Origin of the sequence: Arenibacter arenosicollis, assembly GCF_014397245.1 — a bacterium.
GTDB lineage: Bacteria > Bacteroidota > Bacteroidia > Flavobacteriales > Flavobacteriaceae > Arenibacter > Arenibacter arenosicollis.
This window is the reverse complement of the sequence record NZ_JACLHY010000011.1, coordinates 97,271-112,184: the sequence shown is the minus strand read 5'-3', so window position 1 is coordinate 112,184 and position 14,914 is coordinate 97,271. Positions and strand designations below refer to the sequence as shown.

Annotated in this window: 11 protein-coding genes; 9 read left to right on the top strand and 2 right to left on the bottom strand. The window is 38.4% G+C overall.

Translation table 11 applies throughout. From position 1 onward, the window contains the following. Positions 1 to 44: 44 nt before the first annotated feature. Positions 45 to 1,646 (top strand): bacillithiol biosynthesis cysteine-adding enzyme BshC, encoded by a 1,602-nt coding sequence (gene bshC / locus H4O18_RS12315; protein ID WP_187584983.1) that lies wholly within the window; start codon positions 45 to 47, stop codon positions 1,644 to 1,646. An 80-nt stretch (positions 1,647 to 1,726) separates the two neighbouring features. Continuing rightward, positions 1,727 to 3,097, top strand: coding sequence for a pyridoxal phosphate-dependent decarboxylase family protein (locus H4O18_RS12310; RefSeq protein ID WP_187585072.1), 1,371 nt, complete (start codon positions 1,727 to 1,729; stop codon positions 3,095 to 3,097). Positions 3,098 to 3,127: 30 nt separating this feature from the next. Here H4O18_RS12310 and H4O18_RS12305 read toward each other — a convergent pair whose 3' ends face one another. Further along, positions 3,128 to 3,673: a pyridoxamine 5'-phosphate oxidase family protein gene (locus H4O18_RS12305; RefSeq protein ID WP_187584981.1), complete on the bottom strand. Its 546-nt coding sequence runs from the start codon at positions 3,671 to 3,673 to the stop codon at positions 3,128 to 3,130. 426 nt (positions 3,674 to 4,099) lie between these two features. Here H4O18_RS12305 and guaA point away from each other — a divergent pair, with 426 nt between their 5' ends. The 3 genes from guaA to H4O18_RS12290 all read left to right on the top strand — a co-directional run bounded on the left by guaA (position 4,100) and on the right by H4O18_RS12290 (position 8,865). Further along, positions 4,100 to 5,632, top strand: coding sequence for a glutamine-hydrolyzing GMP synthase (guaA, locus tag H4O18_RS12300; RefSeq protein WP_187584979.1), 1,533 nt, complete (start codon positions 4,100 to 4,102; stop codon positions 5,630 to 5,632). A gap of 140 nt (positions 5,633 to 5,772) precedes the next feature. Beyond that, positions 5,773 to 7,938, top strand: coding sequence for a PBP1 and LysM peptidoglycan-binding domain-containing protein (locus H4O18_RS12295; protein WP_343065463.1), 2,166 nt, complete (start codon positions 5,773 to 5,775; stop codon positions 7,936 to 7,938). A 396-nt stretch (positions 7,939 to 8,334) separates the two neighbouring features. After that, the gene (locus H4O18_RS12290) at positions 8,335 to 8,865 is read left to right on the top strand and encodes a DUF922 domain-containing protein (protein ID WP_343065462.1); all 531 of its coding nucleotides are present in this window, start codon (positions 8,335 to 8,337) and stop codon (positions 8,863 to 8,865) included. A 65-nt stretch (positions 8,866 to 8,930) separates the two neighbouring features. Here the strand turns inward: H4O18_RS12290 and H4O18_RS12285 are convergent, their stop codons facing one another. Then, a complete protein-coding gene (locus tag H4O18_RS12285; RefSeq protein WP_187584977.1) occupies positions 8,931 to 9,800 on the bottom strand; it encodes a hydroxypyruvate isomerase family protein in 870 nt (289 codons plus the stop codon). Between the two features lie 308 nt (positions 9,801 to 10,108). Here H4O18_RS12285 and H4O18_RS12280 point away from each other — a divergent pair, with 308 nt between their 5' ends. The 4 genes from H4O18_RS12280 to H4O18_RS12265 all read left to right on the top strand — a co-directional run bounded on the left by H4O18_RS12280 (position 10,109) and on the right by H4O18_RS12265 (position 14,763). Continuing rightward, positions 10,109 to 10,345 (top strand): DUF3820 family protein, encoded by a 237-nt coding sequence (locus tag H4O18_RS12280; RefSeq protein ID WP_187585066.1) that lies wholly within the window; start codon positions 10,109 to 10,111, stop codon positions 10,343 to 10,345. Between the two features lie 60 nt (positions 10,346 to 10,405). Then, positions 10,406 to 12,031 (top strand): CTP synthase, encoded by a 1,626-nt coding sequence (gene pyrG / locus H4O18_RS12275; protein WP_187584975.1) that lies wholly within the window; start codon positions 10,406 to 10,408, stop codon positions 12,029 to 12,031. Between the two features lie 120 nt (positions 12,032 to 12,151). Further along, a complete protein-coding gene (gene yidC, locus H4O18_RS12270) occupies positions 12,152 to 14,008 on the top strand; it encodes a membrane protein insertase YidC (protein WP_187584973.1) in 1,857 nt (618 codons plus the stop codon). A 200-nt stretch (positions 14,009 to 14,208) separates the two neighbouring features. Further along, positions 14,209 to 14,763, top strand: a complete 555-nt coding sequence (locus H4O18_RS12265) for a DUF6515 family protein (protein WP_187584972.1) — start codon at positions 14,209 to 14,211, stop codon at positions 14,761 to 14,763. Positions 14,764 to 14,914 lie beyond the last annotated feature (151 nt).

Here is a 14,914-nt window from a genome sequence, read left to right as displayed (position 1 = left end):
AAAAAGGGATAATTTTATCTTTACCAGCTATTACCAATATTTCTATGGAAGTCGAAGGCATACCCTTTAAAAAAACTGGTTATTTTTCTGATTTAATATGTGATTATTTGGAAGGCAAGGAAACTCTACTGCCATTTTATGATAGACCACCACGTATAGATCAATTTAAGGAGCAGATTAAGGCCAAACAAAATTTTCCAGAGACCCATAGGAAAGTATTGTATTCGGTGCTGAAAGATCAATATAAGAATGTTGGTATTTCGGAAGATACCAAAGTAAATATTTCGCTCTTAAAAGAGGCTTCTACTTTTACCGTTGTTACGGGACATCAATTAAATTTGTTTACTGGCCCCCTGTATTTTTTATATAAGATCATTTCCACAATTAATCTTACCAAGGAATTGAAGCTGTCCAATCCTGAAAATAATTTTGTGCCTATTTATTGGATGGCGACCGAAGATCACGATTTTGATGAAATAAACTACTTCAATTTTAGAGGGAAAAAATTACAATGGAATAAAATGGCCTCAGGTGCTGTTGGACCGCTTGAAACAGATGGGTTGGAAGCTATCTTGGAGGCATTTTCAAATGAAATGGGCAATAGCATCAATGCCAATAGGCTAAAAGAATGGTTTGCCAAGGCGTATTTGGAGCATGATAACCTTACGGATGCCACTCGTTTTTTGGCCAACGAGCTTTTTGGGGAACACGGTCTTGTTATTTTGGATGGGAATAATGCAGAATTGAAGCGCTTATTGCTACCCTATGTAAAACGGGATTTATTGGAAAATGCTTCGTATAAAAAGGTAATCGCGACCATAGATCAGCTTCAGGCCCTGCCAGAAAATTATGGTATTCAGGTTAACCCAAGGGAGATTAATTATTTTTATCTGGTGGAGGGTGTCCGTGAGAGGCTATTGGAACGTGATGGAAAATATTATATAAACGATACTAAAATCCAATTCAGTCAGGAAGAAATACTGGCCGAACTGGAAAAATACCCCGAACGTTTTTCTCCCAACGTAATTACTAGGCCTTTATACCAAGAAGTTATTTTGCCCAACCTCTGTTATATAGGTGGAGGTGGGGAATTGGCTTATTGGTTGGAGCTGAAAGATATGTTTGAAGAAATGAAAGTGCCTTTCCCTATATTATTACTTCGTAATTCGGCATTGGTAATTACCGGGAAACAGATGGAGAAATTACATCGCATGAATATTTCCCTCACGGATATATTTCTAAAACAAAATAGTCTTATCAATAAAAAGATAAGGGAGATTTCCAATATTGATATCGATTTTACCCCCCAAAAGAAACATTTGGAGGAGCAGTTTAAAGGGTTGTACGAACTGGCATCCCAAACGGACGCTTCTTTTTTAGGCGCAGTAAAAGCGCAGGAGGTTAAGCAATTGCAAGGTTTGGATCATTTAGAGAAAAGGTTGTTAAAAGCGCAAAAACGAAAGTTGGAGGATCAAGTGATGCGCATGACCGAAATACAGAATCAACTTTTCCCGAATAAATCACTACAAGAGCGCAATCTTAATTTCTCTGAACTTTATTTGGAGTATGGAGAACGATTGATTCCAAGATTAATGAAGGCACTTAGGCCGTTATCCGGAGATTTTTCCATTGTAAAAATGGATTGAAATCGATACTTTTTTATTGCGGTTTCTTGAAAGATTGTAACAATCCAAAAGGTTATATTTGTTAAAAACAGACTATGTCCATGCACAAAGTAGATTTTGAAATGGTGGAAATGACATTGGATGTCATGAAATACGCCATTGGTCGCATAACCCATCCAGCCCCGGAATTGGGCAAACCCAAGAAAGAAGAAGAATTAAGGGCCTTAGTGGGAGAAACTGTTACTCCTAATGGTATAGGAGGGGAAAAGGCGTTTCAACTGTTTAAAGAGGTGCTTATAAAAGCTACGGTACCTATAGATCATCCCAGACATTTGGCATTTGTACCCGCTTCGCCTACGCGTGCCGCGGTAATGTTTGATCTGGTCACTTCGGCATCAAGTATTCATGGTGCTTATTGGATGGAAGGTGCAGGTGGAATATTTTGCGAGAACGAGGCCATGAAATGGTTGGTTTCCTTAACCGGATTGCCGTCAGGTTCTTTTGGGGTATTTACAAGCGGGGGTACGGCCGCCAACTTATCCGCTATGGTTACCGCTAGGGAAAATTGGCGCAAATATCCTAGTAATACCAATAAAAAAGGATTGATCATAACTTCCTCCGGGGCCCATTCATCCGTTAAATCCATGGCCAAGGTTATTGACTGTGATGTGCTTTTGGTGGAAACTGAGGAACAAATGACCGCTGAGGCCCTAAGTGAAAAAATTGATTCCCTTGATAGCCAACAAAGGGATAGGTTGTTTGCAGTTGTTGGTACCGGAGGTACTACGAATGCTGGTATCATTGATGATTTGTCAGGTATTGCCAATGTGTGCAATACGGAAAACCTTTGGTTTCATGTAGATGCCGCCTATGGTGGTGGCGCCTTAGCCTCCACAATAGCAAGGCCGTTGTTCCAAGGAATAGAGCAAGCGGATAGTATTACCATTGATCCACACAAATGGCTTTTTTCACCCTATGACTGTGGAGCTATAATTTATAAAAACCCGGAATTGGCCAAGGAAGCCCATTCACAAGAAGGTTCTTATTTGGAAATTTTTAAGGATGAAGGTGCCCATGGTTTTAACCCTTCTGACTATCAAATACAACTGACTCGCCGAGTAAGGGGGTTGCCACTTTGGTTTTCATTGGCCATGCACGGTACGGATAAGTATTCGTGGGCAGTTGATCAAGGTATAGAGTTGGCCAATTTGGCGGGGAACCTTATACGTAAGCATTCCTTGGTGGAATTGGTAAGGGAACCTAGTCTTTCATGCGTGTTGTTCAGGAGAAAGGGATGGTCTCCCCAAGATTACACCCATTGGACCTATAAAAATCACAGGGAAGGATTCGCCTTGGTAACTCCAACCAAGTATAAACAAAAAGGTGTTTACGAAACTGTGGCGCGCTTTTGTTTTATTAATCCGGATACCACGGAGAAGGATATTGCCATGATATTGGATTCCATGGCTTAAAGGAACAAAAAAAAGTTGCCTGTTGGAATATTAGGGGACCAAATACTCACTTTCCCACTGAATACCAACTTTGGAAAAACGGACCCTAATATGATTTGGTTGACTTAATTTTAGGTATTCAATTTTATACGGCGTAATCTCTACTATACAGAAATGATTTTCTTCACTTAAATATTCCAAATTCTGGGGATTAATTAAATTACTGCCAGGAGATCTGCTTGTTGTGTATTGCTTTTTGGCGTACGTATCCAGTTTACTCCAATATTTCTCTTTGGTGGCCTCATCATCTTTGTAGGTTGCCGTGCCTTCAATCTTTAATTGCAACAATTTGGTTGGGTGGTAAAGGAGCAGGCTCACTCTTTTGTTTTCTTTGATATGGGTTATTTTTTTAGAACGTCTATCAGTGTAGAAAGTTAGTTTTAGGTCCTTGGAAACATCTCTTAGGACCACCGTGCGCAAACGCGCAACTTGATCTAATCCCACAGTTGAGAACGTAAAAAATCTAAAGGGATGGTCTTTTTCTGTGGGTCCCTTTTGCAGCTCTTCCCTTATTTCCTGTAAATAAACGGTGGCCATGAATATCGTTTTTTATTGTTTTATTAAAGATAAAAATAAAAGTTGGAGTAGGGTATTTCTTTTCTCAGTTGTTATAGATATAAATTGCTATGAATTTGAAATTAATTTCGAATGAAATTGTGAGTAGTTATAATTAGTTAATTGGTTTAGGTTGGTTTTGATTAGAAAGCCCGGTTGGTTACCGGGCTTAATTTTTGTCCTAAATGGATACAAGTATAGGGGTCTAGCTAGATTTTGAAATACATCAAGTCCAATTTGAAGTACCTGACCCGGAAAAATTTTAATTTGAAACCTTTCTGAAAGAATCCCCTTATTTTAGGGGCTATTAGTTAAATATGGATAGGTGAATTCACTCTGTTTATAAGTTTTGTAATTAATATACCTCAAAGATCCTTTTACAAAAATTTCAAATTACTATTTTTGCCCATGCAAAATAACGTCCTAATATTAGATTTTGGTTCCCAATATACGCAGCTCATCGCTAGAAGGGTCAGGGAACTTAATATTTTCTGCGAAATTAAACCGTACAACCATTTGCCTGAGGATTTATCGGAATACAAGGCTGTGATCCTTTCGGGTTCACCGTTTTCGGTAAGGGGAGATGATGCCCCACATCCAGATTTGTCCCAGATTAAAGGCAAAATGCCACTATTGGCCGTTTGCTATGGTGCACAATATTTGGCCCACTTTAACGGTGGCAATGTAGCGCCTTCCAATACCCGTGAATACGGGAGGGCTAAATTGTCCTTTATTGATCACAGTGAATCTTTTTTCGAAGGAATTTCGGAAGGCAGCCAGGTTTGGATGAGCCACAGTGATACTATAAAGGATTTACCTGCTGGAGCCATTAAATTGGCAAGTACGCATGATGTGGAGAATGCGGCCTATAAGTTAAAAGATGAAGAGACCTATGCCATTCAATTTCACCCTGAAGTTTATCATACTACTGATGGGAAAAAGTTGTTGGAAAACTTTTTGGTACATATAGCCGGGGTGGCTCAGACTTGGACTCCCGATTCGTTTGTGGAAACTACTGTTGCCGAATTAAAGGCTAAAATTGGTGATGAAAAGGTAATTCTTGGATTATCCGGCGGTGTAGATTCCACAGTGGCGGCAGTTTTGCTGCACAAAGCAATCGGGAAGCATTTACACTGTATATTCGTAAATAACGGCCTTCTTCGTAAAAATGAGTTCCAATCTGTTTTGGACCAATATGAAGGAATGGGGTTAAATGTTAAGGGTGTAGACGCTTCGGCACGTTTTTTGGATAACTTGGAAGGAGAAAGTGATCCAGAAAAGAAAAGAAAGGCCATAGGAAGGGTTTTTATAGAAGTCTTTGATGATGAATCGCACTTGGTGGAAGATGCAAAATGGCTTGCTCAGGGAACAATATACCCAGACGTTATTGAATCAGTGTCGGCTACAGGAGGCCCGTCTGCAACCATAAAAAGTCATCATAATGTAGGTGGATTACCGGATTATATGAAATTGAAGGTTGTAGAGCCATTGCGAATGTTGTTTAAGGATGAAGTTAGGCGGGTAGGCGCCAGTTTGGGAATCGATAAGGAATTATTGGGCAGGCATCCCTTTCCAGGACCAGGGTTGGCAATTCGTATTTTAGGGGACATTACTCGTGAGAAAGTGGCTATTCTGCAAGAGGTAGATGCCATTTTTATCAACGGATTAAAGGAATGGGGGCTTTATGACAAAGTATGGCAAGCGGGAGCAATGCTCTTGCCTGTTAACAGTGTTGGTGTTATGGGGGATGAAAGGACTTATGAAAAATGTGTAGCTTTAAGGGCAGTTGAAAGTACGGACGGGATGACAGCGGATTGGGTGAATTTGCCCTATGAATTTTTGCAGAAAACCTCCAACGACATCATAAATAAGGTTAGAGGTGTAAATAGGGTGGTATACGATATTAGCTCCAAACCACCAGCAACGATTGAATGGGAATAATTAAGTATTAAGTATAACGTAATTCTAAATTTCCAAGTTTGGCATTAATATTTAATTTTTAGTATAACATTGTTGTGTTTGTGTTCGTTCTCAATTTTGTACTTGACTTATTATAAATAGAACAATTAAAATCTATACTTGTGAAAATATATAGTAAAGTAATTATTACAACGGTTTTTTTATTGTTGTTGAGCTTCAATGCAATAGCACAAAAATTCACTACCCATTCCGTTAAAGCTGGTGAAACTTTAGAAAGTATCTCTAAACGATACAAGGTTTCCGAGCAGGGGATTTTAAATTACAATAAGGAGATAAAAAAAGGTCAGCCATTAAGGGCCAATACCATTTTGGTAATTCCTACAGCAAACGGTACTGTTGTAAAAAAAGATAGTGTAACCGAGGTAACCGCCTTGTTGCAAGCATTAAAAGGAAATGAAGCCGGTCCTCATCAGCGGCAGCCTATTGGCTATATCTCGCACCGAACCAAAAGAAAAGAAACGCTGTTCGGAATCTCCAAACGGTATGATATTTCGGAGGATGATATTAAGCGCTACAATAAGGAGTTGTACTCTGTTCAATTGAAAAAGGGTATGATTCTTAAGATTCCTAAATATAAAAGAGTGGATCCTGCCGAAAAAGCATTTATTGAGGATAATTATGAAATTTATACCGTGCAACCCAAGGAAACACGGTGGAGTATTGCCAATAAGTACGGGATTACCATAGATAGTTTATTGGTTCTAAATCCAAAATTATCGAAAATAACAGACTACTTGTCCTCTGGTCAGGAGTTGTTGTTGCCAAAATTATTGGGCAGTAGCATTAAAGATCAAGAAACCCAGTTATACAATTCATATACCGTTCCGCCAAAACAGACTTTTTATAGTTTGGAAAAAAAGTTTGGATTAACCTCCAGCGAAATTATAGCCTTGAACCCTGAAATAAAGGAAAGAGGTGGGCTAAAGGAAGGAATGGTGTTGAGGATACCTGTGCAAAAGGTAGAGACCGGAGAAGTGAATATTGAGAATTACAATTTTTATGAGGTCAAACCTAAGCAGACCGAGTTTTCACTAACCCGTAAATTTGGAGTAACCTATAAAGAATTGTTGGACCTTAATCCAGAATTAAAGGACGGACTAAAGGCAGGAATGGTCTTGAAATTACCCAAAGCCCAGACAGGTAATTTTGACGTAAAAAATGCACTGATCTTGGATAAGATTAATTTAAAGGACAGTATCAATAAGTTAAACCGGCCTAAACTATTATTTCTTTTGCCCTTTAGGTTGGATAGGTTGGATTTAAATGACAATGTTGCCACAAAAAATGCTATAGAAAATAGAAAAGATGTAAAATATAGTTTGGGTCTATATTCAGGAGCCATGGTGGCCTTGGATTCAATAGCCAAATTAGGAATCTCGGTTGATGTGAAAACCTACGATACCCAATTGGACTTGAATCGTACGAAGGGAATATTACAAAGGGAAAATTTGATAGGGGTCTCTGCTATTTTTGGTCCCTTGGAGCCACAATCTTTAAAAGAGGTGGCCATGCAGGCTGCTGAATACGGAGTTCCGGTTGTTGCTCCCTTGACCGAAAAAAGTGATTTAAGTTTAAACAATGTGTTTTTTACCCTTCCTTCTGAAAAAGTCATGGTGGACCATATGATGACCTATGTTGAAGGCTTACGGACCAAAGAGAATATTGTTATAATTGCTGATCAAAAGAATAAATCTACGGAATCCGCTTTAATGATGAAATTTCCAGGGGCTAAAATTGTGGCCTTGAAGGAGGATCGGACTGTGGACATTGATAAAATTTCAAAGATATTGTCATTGGAGAACGAAAACTGGGTGTTTCTGGAAACCGATCAGGCCAATGTGGTGTATCACGTGGGATCGTTACTCAATTCTTTAATAAACAAGGAAATTAGTATACGGCTTTTTACAACGGACAAGAACAAGGCTTTTGATAGTGAAGTAGTTTCCTATTCCCACCTTTCTAATTTGAGATTTACATATCCTTCCCCGTCGAGAGAGGCCGAAGATAATGGTTTCTTAAAGGCATATAGAAATAAGTATGGTTCCGATCCCGATGCATATGCGGTTCGCGGCTTCGATCTTACAATGGATATGCTTCTAAAACTCGCTTATAAAAACGATTTGGTTATTGCCTCCAAACTTATAGGAGAAACGGAATATACTGGTAACAAGTTTAATTATAACAAGGACATTTCTTCCGGATATTATAATAGAGCCTCCTATATATTGGGTTACGAAAATATGAGGATGGTGGAGCTTAAGGATTAATGCTGATGGCCTCGAAAGTAACCTCTACCGGTTAACATAAAACAAACTGTGGGCACATTGGATGGGGTATTCTTTTATTACCAATGTGCCATTGGATAACCTTGGACCGGGGTAGGCATATTAGCCATCGGATACTGTTTTTACCTGTTTGGCCTGCTATTTGTACTCTGTTATAGAAATAATGTACATAAGTCTGGAATTGGAATTAGAGAATTCTACGGAGGAAGTGACTAAATTTACGAAAGCCGAACCTAGGAGGATGCCTGATATCCATGTTAAATTTAATACCTTCAATAATATCTTGGATAAACTTAGAAAAATTTTGGATCGCACGGCGCATACCTGCCGGATGCATTGTAAAATGCACACTGATATCTCAACAAATATTTCTTTCTAGTGGGAACTTTAAAAGCGATAACGCTACTTGTGATATGCCTGATATTCAATTCGGGTTTGGGTCAAGAGGATGAGGTTATTGAATGGCACCCTGGGAAAAAATTGACCTGGGCCGATTTCAAGGGTAAGCCATCCAATATTTCCAAGGCAGCCGCGATTACGGCAAGTGGAATAACATACAGTTTTTCTGCTCAAGGAACCGCGGATAAAATGAAGCTTGATTTTAAGGTAAGCTGCCATTTTTATCCATACAAATCCTGGTATAAACATAAATTGGCCAACTCTATTGTTTTGGGTCACGAACAATTACATTTTGATATCACCGAAGTTTATGCCCGTAAAATGAGGCAACAGTTGGCCAAGACCAAATTCACTAAAAACGCAAAAGCTGAGGTGAAGGAGATATATAGAAATATTCTCAGGGAATTAAACGATTTTCAGAATAAATACGATTCGGAAACCAATTTTTCCAGGGATACGGTTCAGCAATTAATTTGGAATAAAAAAATCAGGAAAGCTTTAAATAATTAAAAGGAGACCTTTTACAAAGTCTCCTTTTGGATTGATAAATTTTAAGTACTTGTATTTAAATTCTACTATACGTCACAAATAGTAACCCCTTCTTTTAGAGCTGCTATTTTATCCTCCCAAGTGGGTATGAATTCCTGTGCAACATGCCCTTTAAAACCAGTGGACAAAATAGCCTTCATGATGGCTGGGTAATACAGTTCCTGAGTTTCGTTAATTTCATTTCTTCCTGGGTTTCCTCCAGTGTGGTAATGTCCAAAAAATTCGTTGTAATCTTCGATATTTCTAATGATATCACCCTCCATAATCTGCATATGGTAGATATCATATAGTAGTTTAAAATTGTTGGACCCCAACTTTTTGCATAATTCCACACCCCATTCCGTGTGATCGCACATATAATCATCGTGGTTCACCTTGGAATTCAATAACTCCATTTGTATCACTACTCCGTGTTTTTCGGCCAGTGGCATAATCTGTTTTAATCCGTCTACACAGTTTTGTAGGCCAACAGCATCATCCATTCCCCTGCGGTTACCACTAAAGCAGATAAGATTGGTGTACCCTGCTTTGGCAACCTTAGGAATCATTTCTGTATAATTTTTGATCAAAGTTTCATGATATTTGGGGTCGTTCCAGCCTTCCGTAAGGCTAATTTCGGCCCCATTGCACATAGAGGAATTAATATTATATTTTTTTAGTAAAGGCCAATCTTTGGGACCAATAAGGTCTACACTTTTTACCCCCAAGTCATTTAACGACTTAAGAAAATCTTCTAGGGGGATGCTGCCATAACACCAATAGCAGACGCTATGGTTAATGTTGTTTTTTAGTTTGGTTTCTTTTTCTTTATTTAATTCCATTGCATTTCCATTTTTGCAAGCCAGCAAGCCAACAGATGCGGCTGCTGAAGTTCCTATGAATGTTCTTCTTTTCATCTATATATGTTTTATTTTCTATTGAAGGTCTTTTTGGTTTTCCAGAAATATTTTTAACTGGCTATTGTTAATTTGTTGATGACTAGGTTATAACAATTCTGTTGTCCGAATTGTCATCTAAGCCATATTCTAAATCTTTATGTTTTAAACGTAAATAATACGTGTATAAAGATAAGTGATTTGTATTAAAAGTACGGAATTTAGAAATAGAATGTTCTAAACGCACTTGGTTTAAATTGAAGGGAAGATTTTGGTCAAACATTTTGGAAGCCATTCTGAAGGTGGTATATTTGGATAGATTCTTGAATATGAATGTAGTTCCGGATAAAAGGCAATTAATAGAATTGGCTCATTATAGAATGCCATTTGGGAAGTTTAAGGGAAGGTATTTGGTAGAGCTTCCCGAGCCATACTTGGTGTGGTTTCAACAAAGTGGATTTCCCGAGGGAAAGCTTGGAAATTTGTTAAGAGCAATGCTGGAAATTAAAATTAACGGATTGGAGGGGCTGATTAGAAAAATTCAAAAAGATTTTCCCCAATATTAGCCGTTAATTGTTATAGCAATTCGTATTTTTGCTGGCGTTAAGAATTCAACCTAACGCTTCATGTCACAGACTAAATATATTTTTGTAACCGGCGGGGTTACTTCATCCCTAGGAAAAGGGATTATAGCAGCCTCTCTTGCCAAATTATTACAGGCTCGAGGTTATAGAACTACTATCCAAAAATTAGACCCTTATATCAATGTTGATCCGGGAACTTTAAATCCCTATGAACACGGTGAATGTTATGTTACCGATGATGGTGCTGAGACCGATTTGGATTTGGGACATTACGAGCGCTTCTTAAATGTGAGGACTTCACAGGCTAATAACGTTACTACTGGAAGAATTTACCAAAGCGTAATAGAAAAGGAAAGAAGAGGTGAGTTTTTGGGGAAAACGGTTCAAGTAGTACCCCATATTACCAATGAAATTAAGGAACGTATCCAATTATTGGGTAAAAGCGGGGATTACGATATTGTAATTACAGAAATTGGTGGTACGGTGGGTGATATTGAATCTCTTCCATATATAGAAGCTGTGCGCCAGTTGCTTTGGGAGTTGGGGGATAATAATGGAATTGTAATTCATTTAACCTTGGTGCCCTATCTTTCAGCTGCAGGGGAGTTAAAAACAAAACCTACCCAACATTCCGTAAAGACCTTAATGGAAAGTGGAATAAAAGCCGATATTTTGGTCTGTAGGACCGAACACGAAATTCCAGATGATTTAAAAGATAAACTCGCACTTTTTTGCAATGTCAAGAGGGAAGCAGTTATACAATCCATAGATGCATCCACCATTTACGATGTGCCAATTTTAATGCAAGAAGAAGGTTTAGATACCGTAACGCTTAAAAAATTGGCCCTACCGGATGATGTGGTTCCCGATCTTACTAAATGGAATCAATTTTTACAATGGCACAAGAATCCTAAAAATGAAGTAACTGTAGGACTTATAGGGAAGTACGTGGAATTGCAGGATTCCTATAAATCCATTTTGGAATCTTTTATCCATGCAGGTTCTGTAAATCATGTGAAAGTAAAAGTGAAATCTATTCATTCCGAACATCTTACGGCCAAGAATATGGAAAAGAAGATGCAAGGTTTGGACGGGATACTGGTAGCACCCGGATTTGGTGAAAGAGGAATAGAAGGAAAGATTAAAGCGGTCCAATTTGCCCGTGAAAATGGAATTCCATTTTTAGGTATATGTTTGGGAATGCAAATGGCTGTAATAGAATATTCCAGAAATGTACTTGGTCTAAAAAATGCCAGTTCCACTGAGATGGACGAAAATACCCCTGATCCTGTCATCAGTATTATGGAGGAACAGAAAAATATCATAAATAAGGGGGGAACTATGCGATTGGGTGCCTGGGACTGTCATTTGGAAAAGGGTAGTTTGGTGCAAAAAATCTATCATGGGGTGTCCGAAATTTCCGAGCGCCACCGTCACCGTTATGAGTTCAACAACAATTATAAAAAACAATTGGAGGAAGCTGGACTTGTGGCTTCTGGAGTGAATAAGGAAACAGGGTTGGTTGAAATCGTAGAGATTCCTTCACATCCTTGGTTTATTGGGGTGCAATATCATCCTGAATATAAGAGTACGGTAGACAATCCACATCCATTATTTGTGGGGTTTGTAAAAGCGGCTTTAAAGCACCAGAAGGAAGGAAAGCAATAAACTAGTGCCAGTTTGGCATAAATAGCCTAATTGGGCATATATTTGCAAGCTGTTTTAATCTGTTGGGAACGTTGATATTGATTGAATCCCTGCCGAAAATATTTTAAAATTTAACTTTAGATGGAGGAAAAGAAATTGGATATTAATACCATGATCGGTTTTGTGCTGATTTTTGGTATTCTTATTTTTATGTTTTGGCAGAATCAGCCAACGCCGGAAGAGCTGGAAGCGAAGAAGGCACAACAAGAGCAGGTAGAGGCTGCTGAATCGCAAAAGACCAACTCGGTTAAGGAAGAAATTCCCCAACCCAAGTCAATCGATCTCCAAGATTCAACGGCTGTGGCAAGTTATAAAAGCGCTATTGGTGCTTTTGGCTATACAGCTCCTTCCGAAGGGACTACGGTTTTGGAAAATGATGTTGTTTATTTGGAAATAAGCAACAAAGGAGGTCAGATCATAGAGGCGAGAATGAAGGGGTATGTTACCTATGATTCCATTCCAGTTTATTTAATTAAGGATGGTAATGCAAATTTCGCCCTTAATTTTAGTACTTCGGACAACCGGGTTCTGAATACCAACGATTTATATTTTGAACCTACACTTTCCAAATCTGGAGAAAATCAGGTGCTTTCCATGAAGGCCAAAGTGGCTTCCGATAAATTCTTGGAGTATAGATACGAAATGAAACCGGACGAATATCTTATTGGTTTTACCGTGCGTTCCCAAGGTTTAAATGGGGTGCTGAATAGTTCCAAGCCCATTGATTTGGATTGGAAAATGAAGACAATTCGACATTCCAAAAGTATCCAATACGAAAATAGATATACAAGGGTTACTTACAATCATGATGATGACAAAATAAGTAAGCTTTCTGAGGGTAGTGAAGATGAGGAAACGGAAGTGGATGTGAAATGGATATCCTTCAGGCAGCATTTCTTTAGTTCTATTCTTACCTATGCCAATAAATTCGAAACTGCCAAACTCAACTCCATTAACTTGGTGGAGGAGGAAAGCCATACCCAACAATTTACCAAGGAATTTGCTTCAGAAGTGCCTTTAAAATTGGAAGGTGGGGAGTTGGCCTATAATTTTAATTGGTATTACGGTCCAACAGATGTAAAGGTATTGGCACAATACAAAGAATTGGGGCTGGAAGATTCCATTCCTTTTGGATGGGGAATTTTTGGATGGATAAACAGGTATATTTTCACCCCAGTTTATACCTTCTTGAGTTCTTTTTTACCTTACGGTATTGCTATTGTAGTCATGACCATTTTAGTGAGGCTAATTATGTCTCCTGCAACTTATAAGTCCTATTTGTCACAAGCCAAAATGAAGGTGCTGAAACCTGAAATTACTGAGCTTAATGAGAAGTTTAAGGACAATGCTATGAAAAAGCAACAGGAAACTATGAAATTGTACAACAAGGCTGGGGTAAGTCCCATGAGTGGTTGTGTACCTGCATTGCTGCAGATGCCAATTTTCTATGCCCTGTTTATGTTTTTTCCAACTTCTTTTGCATTGAGACAAAAACCTTTCTTATGGGCAGATGACCTTTCTTCCTATGATGCTATAGCTCAATTGCCATTTACTATTCCATTTTACGGGGATCATGTTAGTTTGTTTCCCATATTGGCCTCGGTTGCCATCTTCTTCTATATGATGATGACAACTGGTCAAAATATGCAGACGCAGCCAGGAATGCCGAATATGAAATTTATTATGTACCTGTCTCCTTTAATGATGTTGGTTTTCTTTAATAACTATGCCAGTGGACTTAGTTTATACTATTTTGTATCTAACTTGATTACCATTTTTATTATGTTGGCTATTAAGAATTTTATCTTGGACGAAGACAAAATCCATGCCCAGATTCAAGAAAATAAGAAGAAGCCTAAGAAAGAAAACAAGTTTCAAAAGAAGATGAGGGAGATGATGGAACAGGCAGAGGAACAAAAAAAAATAGGTAAGAAATAAGTCAAAATTTACCTTCTGGATAATTAAAGTGCTTGAATTTTTTCAAGCACTTTTTTTTTGTGGATATCCTTGATCTTCATTAGTGTTCCAACAATAATCACATTGCTTCTAAAATCAATTTCTACTGTGGGAATAAGCGGTGTTTAAACCTTTTTTTTCAACCAAAGTCTTAGGTATGAATAATCATTAATACCGCTAATATGAAAAATTTAAAATTTGTTATAGGATTGGCATTGATAATGTTCTTTTTGTCCAACCCCAATTTGGAGGCTCAGACAAGCGTGTCCAAAAGAACCAAAGTTGAAAAAGTACGGAAGGTTAAAAGAAAGGTAAGAAGGCATAATAGAAGGGTTGTACGCAGAACGCTTAGGCGTTTGCCAAATGGTACTGTGGCTGTCATGCACAGAAAGGTGGCCTATTATCCAGTTGGGGGAATGTTCTATATAGCTAGGAAAGGTGTTTATGTAAGAAGTTTTCCTCCACGTGGGTTTAGAGTCCGCATATTACCAAGGACTGCAATCCGAATTGTAGTAAGGGGTAGTGCCTATAGGTACGCAGATGGAGTATTCTATCAACAAATGGGTGATGAATATGAAATAGTTGCGCCCCCAAAAGGAGCTGTAGTTAACGAGCTACCCAAGGATGCCTACGAAATTGATTTTGAAGGAGTCCCAGCGTATGAACTCAATGATGCTGTGTATAAACCTGTTCAAGATGGTTATGAAATAATTGATGTCCTTGAAGAGGAAGATTGAAGTATTGGGGGGTAATTTGTAAAACAAAAAACCCCGGCCAATTAGTCGGGGTTTTTAGCATTGATTTGGTTTAGTTTGGTAAGTTTTGGGTCCTCAAATATTGATATTTTTCAGACTGTATAAAACTAATAGTTGTAAAGGAGCCTTTTTA

Coding starts and splice junctions, on each gene's coding strand:
- pyrG (WP_187584975.1), top strand. CDS start 10,406: ATGTCACAGACTAAATATATTTTTGTAACCGGCGGGGTTACTTCATCC.
- yidC (WP_187584973.1), top strand. CDS start 12,152: ATGGAGGAAAAGAAATTGGATATTAATACCATGATCGGTTTTGTGCTG.
- H4O18_RS12265 (WP_187584972.1), top strand. CDS start 14,209: ATGAAAAATTTAAAATTTGTTATAGGATTGGCATTGATAATGTTCTTT.
- guaA (WP_187584979.1), top strand. CDS start 4,100: ATGCAAAATAACGTCCTAATATTAGATTTTGGTTCCCAATATACGCAG.
- bshC (WP_187584983.1), top strand. CDS start 45: ATGGAAGTCGAAGGCATACCCTTTAAAAAAACTGGTTATTTTTCTGAT.
- H4O18_RS12280 (WP_187585066.1), top strand. CDS start 10,109: ATGAATGTAGTTCCGGATAAAAGGCAATTAATAGAATTGGCTCATTAT.
- H4O18_RS12285 (WP_187584977.1), bottom strand. CDS start 9,800: ATGAAAAGAAGAACATTCATAGGAACTTCAGCAGCCGCATCTGTTGGC.
- H4O18_RS12305 (WP_187584981.1), bottom strand. CDS start 3,673: ATGGCCACCGTTTATTTACAGGAAATAAGGGAAGAGCTGCAAAAGGGA.
- H4O18_RS12310 (WP_187585072.1), top strand. CDS start 1,727: ATGCACAAAGTAGATTTTGAAATGGTGGAAATGACATTGGATGTCATG.